This window comes from Citrobacter sp. Cb023, assembly GCF_030336805.1.
Taxonomy (GTDB): domain Bacteria; phylum Pseudomonadota; class Gammaproteobacteria; order Enterobacterales; family Enterobacteriaceae; genus Citrobacter; species Citrobacter braakii.
This window is the reverse complement of record NZ_JAOWCV010000020.1, coordinates 74944-94846: the sequence shown is the minus strand read 5'-3', so window position 1 is coordinate 94846 and position 19903 is coordinate 74944. Positions and strand designations below refer to the sequence as shown.

At 56.5% G+C, this 19903-nt stretch carries 19 protein-coding genes; 15 read left to right on the top strand and 4 right to left on the bottom strand.

What is annotated here, in order from left to right; all coding sequences use genetic code 11:
* Positions 1-14: 14 nt before the first annotated feature.
* The 7 genes from phnJ (at position 15) to phnP (ending at position 5242) form a co-directional block, all read left to right on the top strand.
* Positions 15-806: an alpha-D-ribose 1-methylphosphonate 5-phosphate C-P-lyase PhnJ gene (phnJ, locus tag OGW44_RS01140; protein WP_049259807.1), complete on the top strand. Its 792-nt coding sequence runs from the start codon at positions 15-17 to the stop codon at positions 804-806.
* Positions 803-1561 (top strand): phosphonate C-P lyase system protein PhnK, encoded by a 759-nt coding sequence (phnK, locus tag OGW44_RS01135; protein ID WP_103284314.1) that lies wholly within the window; start codon positions 803-805, stop codon positions 1559-1561. Before phnJ ends, phnK begins: the two co-directional genes overlap by 4 nt.
* 116 nt (positions 1562-1677) lie before the next feature.
* A complete protein-coding gene (gene phnL / locus OGW44_RS01130) occupies positions 1678-2364 on the top strand; it encodes a phosphonate C-P lyase system protein PhnL (protein WP_047499592.1) in 687 nt (228 codons plus the stop codon).
* Positions 2361-3497 carry an alpha-D-ribose 1-methylphosphonate 5-triphosphate diphosphatase gene (gene phnM / locus OGW44_RS01125; protein WP_185655058.1) on the top strand — a complete coding sequence of 379 codons (1137 nt, stop codon included), beginning with the start codon at positions 2361-2363 and terminating at the stop codon, positions 3495-3497. Before phnL ends, phnM begins: the two co-directional genes overlap by 4 nt.
* Positions 3498-3499: 2 nt before the next feature.
* Complete coding sequence (gene phnN / locus OGW44_RS01120; RefSeq protein WP_016155392.1) at positions 3500-4054, top strand: ribose 1,5-bisphosphokinase; 555 nt, start codon at positions 3500-3502, stop codon at positions 4052-4054.
* Complete coding sequence (gene phnO, locus OGW44_RS01115; RefSeq protein ID WP_016155472.1) at positions 4041-4475, top strand: aminoalkylphosphonate N-acetyltransferase; 435 nt, start codon at positions 4041-4043, stop codon at positions 4473-4475. The genes phnN and phnO overlap by 14 nt, the downstream gene beginning before the upstream one ends.
* A gap of 8 nt (positions 4476-4483) precedes the next feature.
* Positions 4484-5242 (top strand): phosphonate metabolism protein PhnP, encoded by a 759-nt coding sequence (gene phnP / locus OGW44_RS01110; protein WP_016155471.1) that lies wholly within the window; start codon positions 4484-4486, stop codon positions 5240-5242.
* A 69-nt stretch (positions 5243-5311) separates the two neighbouring features.
* On the opposite strand, the gene yjdP is transcribed toward phnP, so the two are convergent.
* Both yjdP and OGW44_RS01100 read right to left on the bottom strand, forming a co-directional pair.
* On the bottom strand, positions 5312-5641 hold the full coding sequence (yjdP, locus tag OGW44_RS01105; protein WP_016155470.1) for a DDRRRQL repeat protein YjdP: 330 nt from the start codon (positions 5639-5641) through the stop codon (positions 5312-5314).
* 69 nt (positions 5642-5710) lie between these two features.
* Entirely contained in the window at positions 5711-7975 is a 2265-nt protein-coding gene (locus OGW44_RS01100) for a hybrid sensor histidine kinase/response regulator (RefSeq protein WP_185655057.1), read from the bottom strand.
* Positions 7976-8089: 114 nt separating this feature from the next.
* Between OGW44_RS01100 and OGW44_RS01095 the strand changes: the two genes are divergently transcribed.
* The 6 genes from OGW44_RS01095 (at position 8090) to OGW44_RS01070 (ending at position 14252) form a co-directional block, all read left to right on the top strand.
* Complete coding sequence (locus OGW44_RS01095) at positions 8090-9613, top strand: sugar ABC transporter ATP-binding protein (RefSeq protein WP_016155468.1); 1524 nt, start codon at positions 8090-8092, stop codon at positions 9611-9613.
* Positions 9606-10601, top strand: coding sequence for an ABC transporter permease subunit (locus OGW44_RS01090; protein ID WP_016155386.1), 996 nt, complete (start codon positions 9606-9608; stop codon positions 10599-10601). The genes OGW44_RS01095 and OGW44_RS01090 overlap by 8 nt, the downstream gene beginning before the upstream one ends.
* Before the next feature lie 29 nt (positions 10602-10630).
* Complete coding sequence (locus tag OGW44_RS01085; RefSeq protein ID WP_019077849.1) at positions 10631-11572, top strand: ABC transporter substrate-binding protein; 942 nt, start codon at positions 10631-10633, stop codon at positions 11570-11572.
* 120 nt (positions 11573-11692) lie between these two features.
* The gene (locus OGW44_RS01080; RefSeq protein ID WP_185655056.1) at positions 11693-12376 is read left to right on the top strand and encodes a D-lyxose/D-mannose isomerase; all 684 of its coding nucleotides are present in this window, start codon (positions 11693-11695) and stop codon (positions 12374-12376) included.
* Positions 12377-12390: 14 nt separating this feature from the next.
* A complete protein-coding gene (locus tag OGW44_RS01075) occupies positions 12391-13251 on the top strand; it encodes a ketose 1,6-bisphosphate aldolase (protein ID WP_181546813.1) in 861 nt (286 codons plus the stop codon).
* Positions 13248-14252, top strand: a complete 1005-nt coding sequence (locus OGW44_RS01070; RefSeq protein WP_185655061.1) for a carbohydrate kinase family protein — start codon at positions 13248-13250, stop codon at positions 14250-14252. The genes OGW44_RS01075 and OGW44_RS01070 overlap by 4 nt, the downstream gene beginning before the upstream one ends.
* Positions 14253-14266: 14 nt before the next feature.
* Here OGW44_RS01070 and OGW44_RS01065 read toward each other — a convergent pair whose 3' ends face one another.
* On the bottom strand, positions 14267-14998 hold the full coding sequence (locus tag OGW44_RS01065; protein WP_016155458.1) for a response regulator: 732 nt from the start codon (positions 14996-14998) through the stop codon (positions 14267-14269).
* 288 nt (positions 14999-15286) lie between these two features.
* Here OGW44_RS01065 and fdhF point away from each other — a divergent pair, with 288 nt between their 5' ends.
* Both fdhF and yjcO read left to right on the top strand, forming a co-directional pair.
* On the top strand, positions 15287-17434 hold the full coding sequence (gene fdhF, locus OGW44_RS01060; RefSeq protein ID WP_082201324.1) for a formate dehydrogenase subunit alpha: 2148 nt from the start codon (positions 15287-15289) through the stop codon (positions 17432-17434).
* A 103-nt stretch (positions 17435-17537) separates the two neighbouring features.
* On the top strand, positions 17538-18227 hold the full coding sequence (yjcO, locus tag OGW44_RS01055; protein WP_016155379.1) for a Sel1 family TPR-like repeat protein YjcO: 690 nt from the start codon (positions 17538-17540) through the stop codon (positions 18225-18227).
* Positions 18228-18277: 50 nt separating this feature from the next.
* Here the strand turns inward: yjcO and gltP are convergent, their stop codons facing one another.
* A complete protein-coding gene (gene gltP / locus OGW44_RS01050; RefSeq protein WP_016155456.1) occupies positions 18278-19591 on the bottom strand; it encodes a glutamate/aspartate:proton symporter GltP in 1314 nt (437 codons plus the stop codon).
* Positions 19592-19903: the final 312 nt, after the last annotated feature.

Below are 19903 nucleotides of genomic sequence, written 5' to 3'. Positions count from 1 at the left end.
AGCAGACCAAACGCATGATTCGCCGCGCGATTCTGAAAGCGGTGGCGATCCCCGGTTACCAGGTGCCGTTTGGCGGACGTGAAATGCCGATGCCCTACGGTTGGGGAACCGGCGGCATTCAGCTCACCGCCAGCGTGATTGGCGAGCCGGACGTGCTGAAGGTAATTGACCAGGGCGCAGATGACACCACTAACGCCGTGTCGATTCGCAACTTCTTTAAACGCGTGACCGGGGTGAACACCACCGAGCGCACGGAAGACGCGACGCTGATCCAGACCCGCCACCGCATCCCGGAAACGCCGCTGGTGGAAGACCAGATCATTATCTTCCAGGTCCCGATCCCCGAGCCGTTACGCTTTATCGAGCCGCGCGAAACGGAAACCCGCACCATGCACGCGCTGGAAGAGTACGGCATCATGCAGGTGAAACTGTATGAAGATATCGCCCGCTTCGGCCATATCGCCACCACTTACGCCTATCCGGTGAAGGTTAACGACCGCTACGTCATGGATCCGTCGCCAATTCCAAAATTCGACAATCCGAAGATGGACATGATGCCGGCCCTGCAACTGTTTGGCGCAGGCCGCGAAAAACGCATCTATGCCGTTCCACCTTACACCCGCGTGGAAAGCCTCGATTTCGACGATCACCCGTTTACCGTGCAGAGCTGGGATGAGCCTTGCGCCATCTGTGGCTCAACCCACAGCTATCTCGATGAAGTGGTGCTCGATGACACCGGCAAACGCATGTTTGTCTGCTCCGACACCGACTACTGCCGCCAACAGAGTGAGGCCCTCAGCAAATGACGCAACCGCTGCTTTCAGTCAACAACCTGACCCATCTCTACGCGCCGGGCAAGGGCTTCAGCGATGTCTCTTTTGACCTGTGGCCTGGCGAAGTGCTGGGTATCGTCGGCGAGTCCGGTTCCGGCAAAACCACGCTGCTGAAATCGATCTCTTCACGGCTGATGCCGCAGAGCGGTGAGATTTTGTATCAGAACCGTTCGCTGTACGGCATGAACGAGGCCGACCGTCGCCGTCTGCTGCGCACCGAATGGGGCGTGGTGCATCAGCATCCGCTGGATGGCCTGCGCCGTCAGGTCTCCGCTGGCGGCAATATCGGCGAACGCCTGATGGCCACCGGAGCGCGCCACTACGGCGACATTCGTGCCACCGCGCAGCGTTGGCTGGAGGAAGTGGAGATCCCGGCCTCGCGTATCGACGACCTGCCAACCACCTTTTCCGGCGGCATGCAGCAGCGACTGCAGATCGCCCGCAACCTCGTCACCCATCCCAAACTGGTGTTTATGGACGAGCCCACCGGCGGTCTGGACGTTTCCGTACAGGCCAAACTGCTGGACCTGCTGCGCGGCCTGGTGGTGGAACTGGATCTGGCAGTGGTTATTGTCACCCACGATCTGGGCGTAGCGCGCCTGCTGGCCGACCGTTTGCTGGTGATGAAGCAGGGTCAGGTGGTGGAAAGTGGGTTAACCGACCGCGTACTCGACGACCCGCATCATCCGTATACCCAGTTGCTGGTGTCATCTGTTTTGCAAAACTGATTTTGTCTTGCCGGGTGGCGCTTCGCTACCCGGCCTACGGATCGGCATCGGTTGTAGGCCTGATAAGCGAAGCGCCATCAGGCAATCGAACGCAAAAATGCTTAAAGGGGCTAAAAATGAACGCGATTCGCGTTGAAAACGTCAGTAAAACCTTTGTACTGCATCAGCAAAACGGCGTGCGTCTGCCAGTGCTGCAAGACGCCACGCTGGAAGTTAAAAACGGCGAATGCGTGGTGCTGCACGGTCACTCTGGCAGCGGCAAATCCACGTTGCTGCGTTCGCTGTACGCCAACTACCTGCCGGATGAAGGACACATCCACATCCGCCACAGCGGCGAATGGGTCGATCTGGTGCAGGCTCCGGCGCGTAAAGTGCTGGAAGTTCGCCGTTCAACCATCGGCTGGGTCAGCCAGTTCTTGCGCGTGATCCCAAGGATTTCTGCGCTGGATGTGGTGATGCAGCCGCTGCTGGATCTCGGCGTGTCGCGCGAGGAGTGCGCAGCCAAAGCGGCTAACCTGCTTACCCGCCTGAACGTGCCGGAGCGGCTGTGGCATCTGGCGCCGTCGACGTTTTCCGGGGGCGAACAGCAGCGCGTCAATATCGCCCGAGGGTTTATCGTCGATTACCCGATTCTACTCCTCGATGAGCCCACCGCCTCGCTGGACGCCAAAAACAGCGCCGCCGTCGTCGCATTGATCGAAGAAGCGAAAGCCCGCGGCGCGGCAATTGTCGGCATTTTTCACGATCAAACCGTGCGCGACCGCGTCGCGGATCGCCTGCACCTGATGGGAACAACAGCATGATTATCAATAATGTAAAGCTGGTGCTGGAAGATGAAGTGGTGCAAGGATCGCTGGATATTGAGGGCGGAACGATCCGCGCCTTTGCCGAAAGCCAGAGCCAACTGGCCCAAGCGATGGACGGAGAAGGCGGCTGGCTGCTGCCAGGGCTTATCGAGCTGCATACCGACAATCTCGACAAGTTTTTCACCCCGCGCCCGAAGGTAGACTGGCCCGCCCACTCGGCGATGAGCAGCCACGACGCGCTAATGGTCGCCAGCGGCATTACCACCGTGCTGGACGCGGTGGCGATTGGCGATGTGCGCGACGGTGGCGACCGTCTGGAAAATCTGGAGAAGATGATCAACGCGGTGGAAGAGACGCAAAAGCGCGGGGTCAATCGCGCCGAGCACCGCCTGCATTTGCGCTGCGAGCTGCCGCATCACACCACCCTACCGCTGTTTGAAAAACTGGTCGGTCGTGAGCCGGTGACGCTGGTATCGCTGATGGACCACTCCCCCGGCCAGCGTCAGTTCGCCAATCGCGAGAAGTACCGCGAGTACTATCAGGGCAAGTATTCACTTACCGACGAGCAAATGGCCCGCTACGAAGAAGAACAGTTAGCTCTGGCTGCACGTTGGTCGCAACCCAACCGCACGGCGATTGCTCAGATGTGTCGTGAGCGCCAGATAGCGCTGGCGAGCCATGACGATGCCACCTGCGATCATGTGCTGGAATCGCATCAACTTGGCAGCGTGATCGCCGAATTTCCTACTACCTTTGCCGCCGCAGAGGCCTCGCGCCAGCATGGTATGAACGTACTGATGGGCGCGCCCAACATCGTGCGCGGCGGTTCTCACTCCGGCAACGTTGCGGCGCATAAGCTGGCTGAGCTGGGGCTGCTGGATATTCTCTCCTCCGACTACTACCCCGCCAGCCTGCTCGATGCGGCATTCCGCGTGGCGGACGATGATGCCAACAGCTTTACGCTGCCGCAGGCCATTCGTCTGGTGACCCGCAATCCGGCGCGGGCATTAAATCTCGACGATCGTGGCGTTGTAGCCGAAGGTAAACGCGCGGATCTGGTGCTGGCGCATCGCAAAGGCGATCACATCCATATCGACCACGTCTGGCGTCAGGGCAAAAGGGTATTCTGACTATGGGGAAACTGATCTGGCTGATGGGGCCGTCCGGCTCCGGTAAGGACAGTCTACTGGCAGAACTTCGCCAGCAGGAACCTGCGCAACTGCTGGTGGCGCACCGTTACATCACCCGCGCCGCCAACGCCGGGAATGAAAACCATATTGCCCTCAGCGAACCAGAGTTTTTTACCCGCGCCGGGCAGAACCTGCTGGCGCTGAGCTGGCATGCCAACGGCTTCTATTACGGCGTCGGCGTAGAGATTGACCTCTGGCTGCACGCCGGTTTTGATGTGGTGGTCAATGGCTCGCGCGCGCATCTGCCCCAGGCGCAGGCCCGTTACGGCGCTTCTTTACTTCCCATTTGCTTACAGGTTTCCCCGGCCATTTTACGCCAGCGCCTGCAGGCACGTGGGCGGGAGAGCGAAACGGAAATCGCTGCCCGCCTTGAACGCGCGGCGCGCTACACGCCGTATGACTGCCACGTCCTGAACAATGATGGAAGTTTGCTACAGTCTGTCGATACACTGCTCACCCTGATGGGACGCAAGGAGAAGAAACATGTCTGTCTGTGAATTACGCCGCGCCACGCTATACGATACCGATGCGGTTTACGCGCTTATCTGTGAGTTGAAACAGGGCCAATTCGACCTGCAGGCCTTTAGCGCCGGCTACGCCGCAAATCTGCAAGATCCCAATATGCACTACCAGCTGGCGCTGCTCGACGGACAGGTCGTCGGCTTGATCGGTCTGCACCTGCAGTTTCATCTGCACCACGCCAACTGGATTGGCGAGATCCAGGAACTGGTGGTGATGCCACAGGCGCGAGGACTAAAAGTGGGTAGTCAGTTACTGACCTGGGCCGAAGCCACCGCGCGCGAAGCGGGCGCAGAAATAACCGAGCTTTCTACCAGTACCCAACGCCTTGACGCGCACCGCTTTTACCAGCGCGAAGGCTATACCATGAGCCATTTTCGCTTCACCAAACCGTTGTAGGGGGAGCCATGAGTCTGACCATTACGCTGACGGGAACCGGCGGCGCGCAACTGGTGCCAGCATTTGGATGTGACTGTGCGGCCTGCCAACGAGCACGCTTACAGGCGCAATACCGTCGACGCCCTTGTAGCGGGGTGGTCAAATTTAACAATGCGCTGACGCTGCTGGACGCGGGGATCCCGCATCTGATGGACGACTGGCCAGCAGGCAGCTTCCAGCAGTTTCTGCTCACCCACTACCATATGGATCACGTGCAGGGGCTGTTTCCGCTGCGCTGGGGCGTGGGGGCGACTATCCCGGTGTACGGTCCGCCGGATGAACAGGGATGCGACGATCTGTTTAAGCACCCTGGCATCCTCGATTTTAGCCATACCGTCGCGCCATTCGTGGTGTTTAACCTGCAAGGGTTGCAGGTTACGCCACTCCCGCTCAACCACTCAAAGCTGACGTTTGGCTATCTGCTGGAGACCGCGCACAGCCGCGTGGCGTGGCTCTCCGATACCGCCGGACTTCCCGACAAGACGCTGAAGTTTCTCCACAATAACCAGCCTCAGGTGATTATCATCGACTGCAGCCACGCCCCGCGCGCCGAGCCGCCGCGCAATCACAGCGATGTAAATACCGTTATCGCCTTGAACGAGGTTATCCGCTGCCCACGGGTGATCCTGACGCATATCAGTCATCAGTTTGATTTGTGGATGATGGAGAATCCGCTACCGACAGGGCTCGAAGCCGGGTATGACGGAATGGAGATTGTGCTGAGGTAGGTTTACATCGCACTAAAACACTTGTTAACAGGTCTCTGCTCCCTATAACCTTGCCAGCGAAAAATTGCGCTAACGATCATAATCTTCTTCCATTCTGCGCTCTTCGTCTTCTAACTGACGCCGTTCCTGATCGAGCTGGCGCTGGCGGTCATCCAGTTGGCGGCGGCGGTCTTCAAACTGGCGGCGGCGATTATCATACTGCCTGCGACGATCGTCACTCATCTGTCGCTGCCAGCTTTCATCACGAGAGTCGTCATAATCCCGCCCGCTGTCCGGTTTGTAGGCGTCGTTAATTGCCTGCTGAATATTGCCGATGGCGTCATCGATAATATCGGCCTGCGCCGATACGGTGGTCATCATCAGCAGAGTGAAAAGTAAGAATGTCGCGGAGCGTTGCATAAAACCAGCCTCATCAAGAAACTCGCCCCACGGTAATCAAAGCGTATTTGCGCGGGTAGCGGAGGAATCTCAATTACGCGAATGCCGCAGCGCCTGCGCCAGTTCTCCCCGGGTGAAGGGCTTACGCAATAACGCCACATCCGGCAGCGCCGGGTTATGCGCCGGACGTAAATCCTGGCCGCTAATCAGCAGGATGTTCAGTTGTGGATAATGTGCCAGCGCATGATTAACCACATCCACACCGCTTAAACCGCCGGGCAGCATTAAGTCGCTGATCAAAATATCAATCTCGGATGAAGCCGCCAGCATATGCATAGCCTGTTCGCCGTTGGCGGCCTCTAACGTCAGGTAGCCCAGCAGGTGTAATTGCTCACATAACGTCTGGCGCACATCGGCTTCATCTTCGAGAACCAGCACCAGTTTTTCACCGCGAGTCGGGGTGTGCTGTGCAATTGTCTCCACCGGTGTCTGCACCGGCACAACCGCGCGAGGAAGCTGCAATCTGACCGTCGTTCCCTGCCCAGGGGCGCTTTCAATCTCCACGCGGCCACCGGACTGGCGCACAAAACCGTAGACCATAGACAGCCCCAGCCCACTGCCGCTGCCGGTCTGTTTGGTGGTGAAAAACGGCTCGAAGACCTGAGCTTTCACCTCCTGCGACATCCCGCTTCCCTGGTCGGCAACTTCCAGCATCACCATATCCTGCTTACGCCCATCGCTGCGCGTGACCCGCTGATTCCAGGTACGGATTTTAATCGTGCCCGCCTGCCCGTCCATGGCGTCACGGGCATTCATCACCAGATTGATAATGGCGTTTTCCAGTTGGCTGACATCAATCCACGCGGGCCAGGCGGGAGACTGGGCTTCAATCTCCAGCGTCAACGTAGCCGGAAGAGAGTGGCGCATCAGTTCGCCCAAATTTTCCAGCAGCGTTTTCAGCTCCACCGCATGGGGATGCAACGACTGTTTGCGCGAAAAGGCCAGCAGCCGCTGGGTAAGGAGCGCCCCGCGCTCGGCGGCTTTTAGCGCCCGATTGACCCGTGGCGCGTCAGGAGAGTCTGGGTTCACCAGATCCAGGCTGCCAATAATGACCGCCAGCAGGTTATTGAAATCATGCGCCAATCCGCCCGTCAGTTGCCCTACCGCCTTCAGTTTCTGACTGTGCAATAGCGCTTCCTCCAGCCCCTGGCGCTCGGTGCGGTCGATTTCCATCTGGCTGGTTTTTTCTTTTAGCAGTCGGGTGGTGTGCTCCAGCGATGCCGTATTACGGGCGAAGACGCTAAAGGCGCGGGCCAGTTCGCCCAGCTCATCGCGCCGCTGTAGGGCCGGGACGCTAACGTCCGATTCACCATGCGCCAGCCGGGTCATCGCCCGCGAAATGGCCGTCAGGTTAGAACCGAGGTTACGGTAGATATACCAGCCGGCAAAACCGGTGATCACCACCGCCAACAGCGCAAATACCAAAATAAACAACGCGCCAGATTGCAGTTCCTGATGGCTTTGCGCTACCCGCTGTTCGGAGATCAGCGCCACCTGCGAAGCATACCGGTTGATATCGCTGTTGAGGATCGCCACCAGCGCTTTGATATGAAACATATACCAGTTGATCGCCAAATCGCTCTGCTCAAGCGCAGAAGAGAGCGGCTCCAGCTTATGCAACTCCTGGTTGAAGTCGGTGAGGATGTTGGTAATCAGCGGATTGCTATTTTGCACAGGCAGCGCGGGCATCACGCCGTCCAGTTGTTTCACCACCGAACGCGGCGTGGGTGTTTCAATGGCGGCAACAATTAAGCGGTCTATCTGCCCCAGCAGCACGTCATCCTGCGCGCCGGTCAGCTTTTGCAGATGACGTAAATAACTTTGATTCTGATACAGCGAACTGAGCAGGGCGTTACGTTCCAGATGTCGCCGTTGCCCGCGCTGCAGCATACCTTCCACGCTGCTTTGTAGCTCCTGGCTGCGCTGGATAATACGCTCGACCAGCGCCGGCTCCTGCTGCGCCAACGGCGCGGTGGCCAACTGTTCCAGCGAATGCTTCAGCGCCCGTTGCGTCTCCTGCAGCCGCTCCGCTTCACCTTTGTATTCCAGCGCGCCGACTACCTGCGACAGTCGCACCGCCGCCGTCGCCACGTTCGCCGTATCCCGCGCCAGGTTCATGCTGCCGGTCATGTCGTCAACGGTTTGCTGCTGCACCTGTTCCTGGATTTGACTGGCATGCTGAAACCCCAGCACCGCCACACCGCTTACCATCAGCGTGACCGTCACCACCAGCAGATTGAAGAACAGCAATCGTCCGCGCGCACTGGCGAAAAAGTGACGTCCTGGTTGCGGCATATCACGCTCCGTGAAGAAAAATCGCAATATGACAAATATGAACGGCTTCTGACATTTTGCATTTACATTCCTGTGATGGACTGCTGATATCGGCCACCCCACAGGAGATCCGCTATGAGCAGGACACCGGTTCTGGAGATGCGCAACATTGCCAAAGCGTTTGGTAAATTTTACGCGCTGAAAGGGGTCGATTTAACGGTCTGGCCGGGTGAGATTCATGCCTTGATGGGGGAGAACGGCGCGGGGAAAAGCACCCTGATGAAGATCCTCGCGGGCGCGTATACCGCCACCAGCGGTGAGATCCTGATCGACGGTCAGCCGTTTCACATTCGCGGGCCAAAAGACGCGCTCAGCGCAGGCATCACGCTGATTTACCAGGAGATGCAGCTCGCGCCGAACCTGACGGTGGCGGAAAATATCTTTCTTGGCAGCGAGCTGTCGCGCGGCGGTCTGGTCCAGCGTAAAGAGATGGTGATGCAGTCGCAGAAAGTCATCGACCGACTCGGCGCCCAGTTTAAGGCCAGCGATCGCGTGATGACGTTGACCATCGCCGAACAGCAGCAGGTGGAAATCGCCCGCGCCCTGCACCGTAACAGCCGCATTCTGGTGATGGATGAACCCACTGCCGCCCTCTCCTCACGTGAAACCCACCGCTTGTTTGAACTGATCATGCGCCTGCGCGATGAGGGGATGGCGATTATCTACATTAGCCACCGCATGGCGGAGGTGTATGAACTCTCGGACCGCGTCAGCGTCCTGCGCGACGGGCAATATGTTGGCAGCCTGACCCGCGACAAACTCAACGCCTCTGAGCTGGTGCGCATGATGGTGGGCCGACCGTTAAGCGATTTGTTCAACAAAGAGCGCGATATTCCCTTAGGTAAAGCGCGCCTCAACGTCCACCACCTGACCGACGGCCATAAAGTCCAGCCGTGCAGTTTGCTGGTGCGCTCCGGGGAGATCGTCGGACTTGCCGGGTTAGTCGGCGCCGGGCGTTCTGAACTGGCTCAACTGATTTTTGGCGTGCGTAAAGCCATCGGCGGCATGATTGAAGTAGACGGTGAACCGGTGGTGATCCACTCCCCTCGCGAGGCGATTGACCACGGCATTGGCTTTCTGACGGAAAACCGCAAAGAGCAGGGATTGTTTTTAGAGCTGGCGGCAGCAGAGAACATCACCATGGCGACGCTGGAACGTGACGCCAACTGGGGCATGCTCGATCGCAAAAAGGCGCAGGCTATTTCCGATGACGCCATCCAATTGCTCAACATCCGCGTTCCGCACGCCCAGGTACGCGCGGGCGGGCTGTCCGGCGGTAATCAGCAAAAGCTGCTGATTTCTCGCTGGGTCGCGATCGGCCCACGCATTTTGATCCTCGATGAACCCACGCGCGGCGTGGATGTTGGCGCCAAAAGCGAGATCTACCGGATCATGAACGACATGGCGCGCAAAGGCGTGGCGATCCTGATGATCTCCAGCGAATTGCCGGAAGTCGTCGGTATGAGCGATCGCGTGTACGTCATGCGGGAAGGCAGCATTGCCGGTGAGCTGAACGGGCAAAGTATTACCCAGGAAAATATTATGACGCTGGCAACCGGCGTGAACGACTCCCATCATCAGGCGGTGTCCCATGAATAATCCAACCACTCCCCAGCAGGTGGCGAAATCCGCCTCCGCGAAAAAATTGCTGATGAGCGATCTGATGCAAACGGTCGGCATCTTGCCGATTCTCATCCTGATAGTGGCGGTGTTTGGCTTTATCGCGCCAAACTTTTTTACCGAAAGCAACCTGCTGAATATTACCCGCCAGGCGTCGATCAACATCGTGCTGGCGGCTGGCATGACCTTCATTATTTTGACTGGTGGGATCGACCTCTCGGTTGGCTCGATTCTCGGCACCACCGCCGTCGCGGCTATGGTCGTTTCGCTAATCCCTGAATTTGCCATGCTGTCGATTCCGGCGGCGCTGATGCTCGGTCTGGTGCTGGGGTTGTTTAACGGCGCGCTGGTTGCTTTTGCCGGACTGCCACCGTTTATAGTCACGCTTGGAACGTATACGGCGCTGCGCGGCGCGGCCTATCTGCTGGCCGACGGCACGACGGTGATCAATTCCAATATCAGCTTTGAGTGGATCGGTAACAACTATCTTGGCCCGGTTCCGTGGCTAGTGGTCATTGCGCTGGCGGTGGTGGTGATGTGCTGGTTCATTCTTAGGCGCACCACACTCGGCGTTCATATTTATGCGGTCGGCGGCAATATGCAGGCCGCTCGTTTAACCGGTATCAAAGTGTGGCTGGTGCTGCTGTTCGTCTACGGCATGAGCGGTGTGCTCTCAGGTCTTGGCGGGGTGATGAGCGCCTCGCGGCTATACAGCGCCAACGGCAACTTAGGCATGGGTTACGAGCTGGACGCCATCGCGGCGGTGATCCTCGGCGGTACCAGCTTTGTTGGGGGGATCGGTACCATCACCGGCACGCTGGTAGGGGCGTTGATTATCGCCACGCTCAATAACGGCATGACGCTGATGGGCGTCTCCTATTTCTGGCAACTGGTGATCAAAGGGGCGGTGATCATCATAGCGGTACTGATCGACAAATACCGTACCCGACACCATCAAAGTGCATAACAACAACATCTTACTTCGAGGAATACAGCATGAGATTGAAGCCCTTAGTCACCGCGCTCTGTGCTGGCGCACTGCTTGCTGCAGCTCCGTTTGTGCAGGCAAAAGAACTGAAATCGATCGGCGTTACGGTGGGCGATCTGGCCAACCCGTTCTTCGTGCAGATCACCAAAGGCGCGGAGCTAGAAGCACGCAAACTGGCGGGTGATAGCGTTAAAGTGACGCTGGTTTCCAGCGGCTACGATCTGGGACAACAGGTGTCGCAAATCGATAACTTTATTGCCGCCAAGGTCGACATGATTATTCTTAACGCCGCCGACTCCAAAGGCATCGGCCCAGCGGTAAAACGCGCGAAAGACGCAGGGATTGTGGTGGTTGCCGTTGACGTAGCGGCGGAAGGCGCAGACGCGACCATTACCTCCGATAACACCCAGGCGGGTGAAATGGCCTGTAAATACATTACCGACCGTCTGAAAGGGAAAGGCAACGTCGTCATTATCAACGGGCCGCCGGTTTCCGCCGTCCAGAACCGCGTCGAAGGCTGCCAGACCGAGTTTAAACGCCACCCGGATATCAAGGTGCTGTCGTATAACCAAAACGCCAAAGGCAGTCGCGAAGGCGGACTGGAGATCATGACCGCGCTGCTGGCGGCGAATCCGAAGATCGACGGCGTATTCGCCATTAACGATCCTACGGCGATCGGTGCCGATCTGGCGGCAAAACAGGCACAACGTAGCGAATTCTTTATTGTCGGCGTAGACGGATCGCCAGACGCTGAAGAAGCGTTGAAGCGGGAAAACTCACTATTTGTGGCGACGCCTGCACAAGATCCGCAGGTGATGGCTGCCAAAGCGGTCGAAATCGGCTATGACATATTGCAGGGGAAACCCGCCCCGAAAGAGCCCGTACTGATCCCGGTGACGATGATCGACAAAAACAACGTCGGCAGCTATAAGGGTTGGACGGTGAAATAACCCGCCACATCAACGCCGGATGGCGGCAAAAATGCCTTATCCGACCTACAAGATCGGTATGATTTTGTAGGCCGGATAAGCGCAGCGCCATCCGGCATGATATTAAGGAGGATTCTGCCGATGAAACGTTCCGCTATCAATGAGATACTGGGCCACACGCGCCAGTTTTTCTCTCAGCACGACGTGCATCTCCCCCCTTTCGCCAGTTTCCCGCCGACCCAATGGCGCAAGCTTGATCCCGCCGCCTGGAGAGAAGTTTTCGACCTTAAGCTCGGTTGGGATGTCACCGCGTTTGGCGGCAACAATTTCGCCGCGCAAGGGTTAACGCTGTTTACCCTGCGTAATGGCTCGCCGAAAGGAATGCCTTACGAGAAATGCTACGCCGAGAAAATCATGCATGTTCGCGATGCGCAGGTCACGCCGATGCATTTTCACTGGCGCAAACGCGAAGACATTATCAATCGCGGCGGCGGTAATTTAATTGTGGAACTGTGGAATGCGGGGCTCCGAGAACAAACGGAGGACAGCGACGTGAGCGTGGTGATTGACGGCTGTCGGCAAACCCATGCGGCAGGCAGTCAACTGCGCCTGACGCCGGGTGAAAGCATCTGCCTGCCGCCGGGCCTGTATCACAGCTTCTGGGCGGAAGAAGGTTTTGGCGACGTGCTGGTCGGCGAGGTTTCTTCTGTTAATGACGACGACCACGATAACCACTTTCTGCAACCGATCGTCCGCTATAACGACATTGAAGAAGACGAACCGGCGCAGCTGGTGCTGTGTAATGAGTATCGCCTGTTCCGCTAACCAAGGAGCGCATTATGCCGTTGATATCTCTCGCCGATGGCCTTGCCCATGCCCGCGAGCACCACTATGCCTTAGGGGCGTTTAACGTTCTGGACTCACACTTCCTGCGCGCGCTGTTTGCCGCGGCAAAGCAGGAACGTTCGCCGTTTATCATCAACATCGCCGAGGTGCATTTTAAATATATCTCGTTGGATTCTCTGGTCGAAGCGGTCAAGTTCGAAGCCGCGCGGCATGACATTCCGGTAGTGCTGAACCTTGACCACGGCCTGCACTTTGAGTCGGTGGTTCGGGCACTTCGCTTAGGTTTCAGTTCAGTGATGTTTGATGGCTCCACGCTGGAGTATGAAGAAAATATTCGTCAAACCCGCGAAGTGGTGAAGATGTGTCACGCCGTCGGCGTATCGGTGGAAGCCGAACTGGGCGCGGTGGGAGGCGATGAGGGCGGCGCGTTGTATGGTCATGCCGACGAGTCGCTATTTACCGACCCGATGATGGCGCGTGATTTCGTCGACAGAACCGGGATTGACGCGCTGGCGGTCGCCATTGGTAATGCACACGGCAAATATAAAGGCGAACCGGTGCTCGACTTTCCGCGTCTTGACGCCCTTCGCCAGCAGGCGGCGATCCCGCTGGTACTGCACGGCGGTTCCGGCATCAGCAACGACGATTTCAAGCGCGCAATTGAACTCGGCATTCACAAAATTAATTTCTATACCGGCATGTCGCAGGCGGCGCTGTCGGCAGTAGAGACAAGAATAGCGAATCGTCAGCCCCTGTACGACGAATTTGCCGAACTGCTGCTCGCCATTGAAGAGGCCATTACCGATACCGTTTCAGAACAGATGCGTATTTTTGGCAGCGCGGGACGGGTCTGATGGAACGCAGAGGCGTTATCGCCGCAGGCAACATGCTGGTCGATCATGTGCATCAAATTGTGCAGTGGCCGGAACGCGGCTGGCTGGCGGAAATCATCCGTAGCGAACGCGCCACGGGCGGTGCGCCGCTGAACGTACTGCTGACGCTGGCGAAAATGCACACCGGACTGCCGCTGCAGGCGGTGGGGTTAATCGGTCAGGATAGCGACGGCGACTACATCATGGCGATGCTGGAGCAGTATCATGTTAATCGCCAACATGTGCAGCGCACGACTTTCGCCCCCACGTCGATGTCACAGGTGATGACCGATCCCAGCGGTCAGCGCACCTTTTTCCACTCGCCCGGCGCCAACCGGCTGCTGGATCTGCCCGCTTTTGAGCAACTGGATACCTCGATGAAAATCTTCCATCTTGGCTATCTGCTGCTGCTCGACAGTCTGGACATGCCGGATGAGGAGTACGGCACACGTAGCGCACGGCTGCTGGCGCAAATGCGCGACAACGGCTTTGAAACATCACTGGATCTGGTTTCACGCAAGGGCGACCCGCGCTATCAGCCGTTGGTGATGCCAGCCCTGCGCCATCTCGACTATCTGGTAATTAACGAGCTGGAAGCCGGGGAATTCAGCGGGCTGGAGATCCGCCTGCCCAACGGGGAGTTGCATGTTGCGCACATCGCCACCGCTGCGCGCGAACTGCTGAATGCGGGCGTTCGCCAGCGGGTGGTTATCCACTGTCCGGAAGGCGCCTGGGGTGAAGCGCCGGATCTGCCGGGCGTCTGGATCCCGTCACAGTACCTGGCGCCGGAGGAGATCGTTGGCAGCGTCGGGGCGGGAGATGCGTTTTGCGCCGGATTTTTGTATGGCTGTCATGAACGCTGGTCGCTGACGGACAGCGTCAGGCTGGCACACGCCTGCGCACGGGCCAGTTTGCTGTGCGCCAACGCGATAGACGGCGCGAAAACGTTGGCAGAGCTAAAAGCCGATATAGCGTCCTTGTAGGCCGGATAAGACGTTTACGCCGCCTTATCATGATGCTGAACGTCGGCGGCAAACACATAGCCCAGCCCGCGCAGGGTTTTGATCAGCATCGGCTGATGCGGGTTGTTCTCTATTTTTCGCCGTAACCGCATGATTAGCACGTCAATGGTGCGGTCAAACACCTCAACGCTGTCGCTGCGCGTCAGTTCCAGCAACTGTTCTCGGCTAAGTACCCGGCGGGCGTTTTGGGCCAGCGCCAGCAGCAGGCTGTATTCCCCCTGCGTCAACTCCACCTTCAGTTGCTGAGGATTATGTAACTGGCAACCGGCGGTATCGAGATGCCAACCGTTAAAAGAAAGCCCCGTAGTTTGCGGGCTGCCGCTTTCTGCCGTTAACACGCCGACGCGTCTGAGTACCGCCTTTACCCGCGCCACCAGCACCCGCGCATTGAACGGTTTACCGATGTAGTCGTCAGCGCCCATTTCCAACCCGACAACCACATCCGACTCGCTGCCAAGCCCAGTCAGCATCACCACCGGTAATCCGGGTCTGATCTTTTGCACCTGCTGCAGCACCATCAGACCGTTAATATCAGGCAACATCATGTCCAGCAATACCAGAGCGATTTCCGGCTGAGTCTCAATGCAGCGCAGCGCCTCCTGCCCGGTGTGACATGCGGTCACTGCAAAGACGTGTTCGCTCAGCACATCCTGTAAAAGCGTGCAGACAGCGATGTCATCATCCACAACCAGTATGGCTGGCTTCATTGTTTTTCCCCATTTCTGGCCAACTTAAATGAGTGTGATTGATTCTGCACAGAGTGACAGCGATAAGGCACAAGGATGTGTGGGAAACATAACCTCGGTCACACTGCCGGGCCGTCACGTATTGGAGATTCGTCACGTCAAATATGACGACAGCCTGTTTTTCGTCAGGGTTTTGCGCAAAATTCGCCCGTAATATCGACTAATGCCCCTGATAAAAACATGGCATAAAAGATGCATAACTCAAGCGACAAGCGCGTATGCGTGATTTGATTAACTGGAGCGAGACCGATGAAAAAAGTCGTCACGGTTTGCCCATATTGCGCATCAGGTTGCAAAATCAACCTGGTGGTCGATAACGGCAAAATCGTCCGGGCTGAAGCGGCGCAGGGGAAAACCAACCAGGGTACCTTGTGTCTGAAGGGCTACTATGGCTGGGATTTTATCAATGATACCCAGATCCTGACCCCTCGTCTGAAAACCCCAATGATCCGTCGCCAGCGTGGCGGCAAACTGGAATCCGTTTCCTGGGATGAAGCGCTTGATTACGTCGCCACTCGTCTGAGCGCCATCAAAGCGAAGTATGGCCCGGACGCTATTCAGACGACCGGTTCATCTCGCGGTACGGGTAACGAAACCAACTATGTAATGCAAAAATTCGCGCGCGCCGTTATTGGTACCAATAACGTTGACTGCTGCGCTCGCGTCTGACACGGCCCTTCGGTTGCAGGTCTGCACCAATCGGTCGGTAACGGCGCAATGAGTAATGCTATCAATGAAATTGATAACACAGATTTAGTGTTCATCTTCGGGTACAACCCGGCGGATTCCCACCCGATCGTGGCGAATCACGTGATTAACGCTAAACGTAACGGGGCGAAAATTATCGTCTGCGATCCGCGCAAAATTGAAACCGCGCGTATTGCCGATATGCACATCGCGTTGAAAAACGGCTCGAACATCGCGCTGCTCAACGCTATGGGTCATGTCATCATCGAAGAAAAACTGTACGACCAGGCGTTCGTCGCCTCCCGTACCGAAGGATTCGAAGAGTACAGCAAGATTGTCGAAGGCTACACGCCGGAGTCCGTCGAAGATGTCACTGGCGTTAGCGCACAGGATATTCGTCAGGCTGCTCGTATGTACGCCACGGCAAAAAGCGCGGCCATCCTGTGGGGCATGGGTGTTACCCAGTTCTATCAGGGTGTGGAAACCGTGCGTTCACTGACCAGCCTCGCAATGCTGACCGGCAACCTCGGTAAGCCAAGCGTGGGCGTTAACCCGGTTCGTGGCCAGAACAACGTTCAGGGCGCATGCGACATGGGCGCGCTACCGGATACTTATCCGGGCTATCAGTATGTGAAAGATCCGGCTAACCGCGAGAAGTTCGCTAAAGCCTGGGGCGTGGAAAGTCTGCCTGCACATACCGGCTATCGCATCAGTGAACTGCCGCACCGTGCGGCGCATGGCGAAGTCCGCGCGGCGTACATTATGGGTGAAGATCCATTACAGACTGATGCTGAACTCTCCGCAGTGCGCAAAGGCTTTGAGGATCTGGAACTGGTCATCGTGCAGGATATCTTCATGACCAAAACTGCCGCTGCCGCAGACGTTATTTTACCGTCTACGTCATGGGGCGAGCATGAAGGCGTCTTCTCCGCGGCTGACCGTGGCTTCCAGCGCTTCTTTAAAGCCGTTGAGCCGAAGTGGGATCTGAAAACGGACTGGCAGATTATCAGTGAAATCGCCACCCGTATGGGCTACCCGATGCACTACAACAACACCCAGGAAATCTGGGATGAGTTGCGTCATCTGTGCCCGGATTTCTACGGTGCCACTTACGAGAAAATGGGTGAACTGGGCTATATCCAGTGGCCTTGCCGCGACACCTCAGAAGCCGACCAGGGTACGTCTTATCTCTTCAAAGAGAAGTTCGATACCCCGAACGGCCTGGCGCAGTTCTTTACCTGCGACTGGGTAGCGCCAATCGACAAACTCACTGAGGAGTACCCGATGGTGCTGTCCACGGTGCGTGAAGTCGGCCACTACTCTTGCCGTTCGATGACCGGTAACTGTGCGGCGCTGGCCGCGCTGGCGGATGAACCGGGCTATGCCCAGATCAACACCGCCGACGCAGCACGCCTGGGCATCCAGGATGAAGAGCTGGTGTGGGTTAACTCGCGTAAAGGCCGGGTCATTACCCGTGCAGCAGTCAGCGATCGTCCAAACAAAGGCGCGATTTACATGACCTACCAGTGGTGGATTGGCGCATGTAATGAGCTGGTAACCGAGAACTTAAGCCCGATTACCAAAACGCCGGAGTACAAGTACTGTGCCGTTAACGTTGAACGCATTGCCGATCAGCGCGCTGCCGAGCAGTATGTCATTGATGAGTACACCAAGCTGAAAGCCAGCCTGCGCGAAAGCGCGATGGGTTAGTCCGTTTACGTAACTGTTCTGCAACAGCCTCCGCCCGGAGGCTGTTTTTTTATCCATACGATCTCTTTATACTGTTCATTCCGTACCCTAAATAAAACTCAAAATGAAACAACTCATTGCATTGATGTTCTTTATGACATTCTTTGCCCATGCCAGTGATACTGAGCCAGGAAGCCAGTACTTGCAGGCCGCTGAGGCAGGGGACCGTCGCGCACAGTACTTTCTTGCCGATACCTGGTTCAGTTCGGGCGATTTGAGCAAAGCCGAGTATTGGGCGCAAAAAGCCGCCGACAACGGCGATGCCGACGCCTGCGCGCTACTGGCGCAAATCAAAATTACGAATCCGGTCAGTCTGGATTACCCCCAGGCTAAAACGCTGGCGGAAAAAGCAGCCAAAGCAGGCAGTAAAGCGGGAGAACTTACCCTGGCGCGGATTCTGGTCAACACCCAGGCTGGACGTACCGATTACCCTAAAGCCATTACCTTGCTGCAAAACGCCTCCGAAGACCTGGAAAATGACTCCGCCGTCGACGCACAAATGCTGCTCGGCCTGATTTACGCCAACGGCGTGGGCATTCCCGCTGACGATGAGAAAGCGACGTGGTATTTCAAACGAAGCTCAGCCATTTCCCGCACTGGTTATTCCGAATACTGGGCAGGGATGATGTTCTTAAACGGTGAACAGGGATTTATCGTGAAGAATAAACAGAAGGCGCTGCACTGGCTGAATCTGAGCTGTATGGAAGGATTCGATACCGGCTGCGAAGAGTTTGATAAGTTAACAAACGGGTAATGATTTGCATTGCCGGATGGCGCTACGCTTATCCGGCAAGCTGTCATGAATTACTGATTAGCGGTCTTATCAAATCTACCCAGCACGTCGCGCTCATAGGCCAGCGCTTTCTTGCGGTCAAATTTGTGTTCCCACTTGGCGATAACCAGTACCGCCAGCGCATTACCCACCACGTTCAGCGCGGTACGCGCCATGTCGAGGATACGGTCAACACCGGCGATAAACGCCAGGCCTTCCAGTGGGATCCCCACGCTGCCCAGCGTAGCCAGCAGCACCACGAATGATACGCCCGGCACACCCGCAATCCCTTTCGAGGTCACCATCAGCGTCAACACCAGCACGATTTCCTGCCACAGCGACAGGTCGATACCGTACAGCTGCGCGATAAAGATAGCGGCGATACTCTGGTACAGAGTTGAACCATCAAGGTTGAATGAGTAGCCGGTCGGCACCACAAAGCTGGTGATTGAAGCTGGCGCGCCATAGGCTTCCATCTTCTCAATAATACGCGGCAGTACGCTCTCGGAGCTGGCTGTAGAGTAAGCCAGAATCAGCTCGTCTTTCAGAATGCGGATCAGGATCCAGATGCTCAAACCGCAGATGCGCGCCACGATCCCCAGCACCACCAGCGCGAAGAACAGAATGGCGAAATGCACCAACAGCACCAGCTTCGCCAGCGGCCACAAGGAGGCAAAACCGAAGTTCGCGACGGTAACGGCAATCAGCGCGAAAACGCCGACTGGCGCGTAGCGCATAACCATGTGAGTGACTTTAAACATGGTTTCGGAAATAGAGCGGAATACGGTAACCAACGGCTCGCGGTGAGTTGCCGGCAGGGAAGACAGACCTAAACCGAACAGCACCGAGAAGAAGATAATCGGCAGCATATCGCCTTTTGCCATCGATGCGACGATGTTGGTTGGCACCAGTGACAAAATTGTCCCCATCAGGCCATGCGCGTGGCTCTGTACTTCTGCGGTCGTGCTTTGATATTTCGAAATATCCACGGTCGCCAGTTGCGACATATCCACCCCGGTGCCTGGCTGGAACACATTCGCCAGCGTGATACCAAGGATAATCGCCACGGTGGTGATCACTTCGAAATAGAGAATAGTTTTGGCGCCAATACGGCCCAGCTGTTTTGCATCACCGACCCCGGCGATACCGACAACCAGCGTAGAGATAACAATGGGCACCACAATCATTTTGATCAGATGGATAAAGATATCGCCCGCCGGTGACAGCAGGTTTACAACCAGCCATTCACGGCTGTCACTATGGTAATGCAGGTAACTCCCCAGCAGAATGCCCAGCACCATAGCGATCAGAATCTGCCATGCCAGGCTGACTTTCAAATTTTTCATAACAACGGACTTCCTCGATGGAGCGCTATTCCACATGCGGTGTGTGGTAATAGTACATACTGAAAGGGTATGAATTGTGTTGCGTTCGTTTATGGAGTTTTTTAACGCTTATTATCATTATCATTTGCGTACTGTCTCGCGCAACCCTCCAGGAACAGAGCCTTCAGCTGAATTTATGCATAAAAATGCAATTTTATCGGGGTATTGATGAATAACTTTTTGTTATAAAAGAATTTTAATATGTTCAAAAATGAAGAAGTCATGGCGTGAGTTTTTTTGCTCATTTGTTCGTTCGCCTGTTTTTTAAACAGG

Bases quoted from the DNA above. Each gene is read 5' to 3' on its own strand.
- phnJ (WP_049259807.1), top strand. From the start codon at position 15: ATGATTCGCCGCGCGATTCTGAAAGCGGTGGCGATCCCCGGTTACCAG.
- phnK (WP_103284314.1), top strand. From the start codon at position 803: ATGACGCAACCGCTGCTTTCAGTCAACAACCTGACCCATCTCTACGCG.
- phnL (WP_047499592.1), top strand. From the start codon at position 1,678: ATGAACGCGATTCGCGTTGAAAACGTCAGTAAAACCTTTGTACTGCAT.
- phnM (WP_185655058.1), top strand. From the start codon at position 2,361: ATGATTATCAATAATGTAAAGCTGGTGCTGGAAGATGAAGTGGTGCAA.
- phnN (WP_016155392.1), top strand. From the start codon at position 3,500: ATGGGGAAACTGATCTGGCTGATGGGGCCGTCCGGCTCCGGTAAGGAC.
- phnO (WP_016155472.1), top strand. From the start codon at position 4,041: ATGTCTGTCTGTGAATTACGCCGCGCCACGCTATACGATACCGATGCG.
- phnP (WP_016155471.1), top strand. From the start codon at position 4,484: ATGAGTCTGACCATTACGCTGACGGGAACCGGCGGCGCGCAACTGGTG.
- yjdP (WP_016155470.1), bottom strand. From the start codon at position 5,641: ATGCAACGCTCCGCGACATTCTTACTTTTCACTCTGCTGATGATGACC.
- OGW44_RS01100 (WP_185655057.1), bottom strand. From the start codon at position 7,975: ATGCCGCAACCAGGACGTCACTTTTTCGCCAGTGCGCGCGGACGATTG.
- OGW44_RS01095 (WP_016155468.1), top strand. From the start codon at position 8,090: ATGAGCAGGACACCGGTTCTGGAGATGCGCAACATTGCCAAAGCGTTT.
- OGW44_RS01090 (WP_016155386.1), top strand. From the start codon at position 9,606: ATGAATAATCCAACCACTCCCCAGCAGGTGGCGAAATCCGCCTCCGCG.
- OGW44_RS01085 (WP_019077849.1), top strand. From the start codon at position 10,631: ATGAGATTGAAGCCCTTAGTCACCGCGCTCTGTGCTGGCGCACTGCTT.
- OGW44_RS01080 (WP_185655056.1), top strand. From the start codon at position 11,693: ATGAAACGTTCCGCTATCAATGAGATACTGGGCCACACGCGCCAGTTT.
- OGW44_RS01075 (WP_181546813.1), top strand. From the start codon at position 12,391: ATGCCGTTGATATCTCTCGCCGATGGCCTTGCCCATGCCCGCGAGCAC.
- OGW44_RS01065 (WP_016155458.1), bottom strand. From the start codon at position 14,998: ATGAAGCCAGCCATACTGGTTGTGGATGATGACATCGCTGTCTGCACG.
- yjcO (WP_016155379.1), top strand. From the start codon at position 17,538: ATGAAACAACTCATTGCATTGATGTTCTTTATGACATTCTTTGCCCAT.
- gltP (WP_016155456.1), bottom strand. From the start codon at position 19,591: ATGAAAAATTTGAAAGTCAGCCTGGCATGGCAGATTCTGATCGCTATG.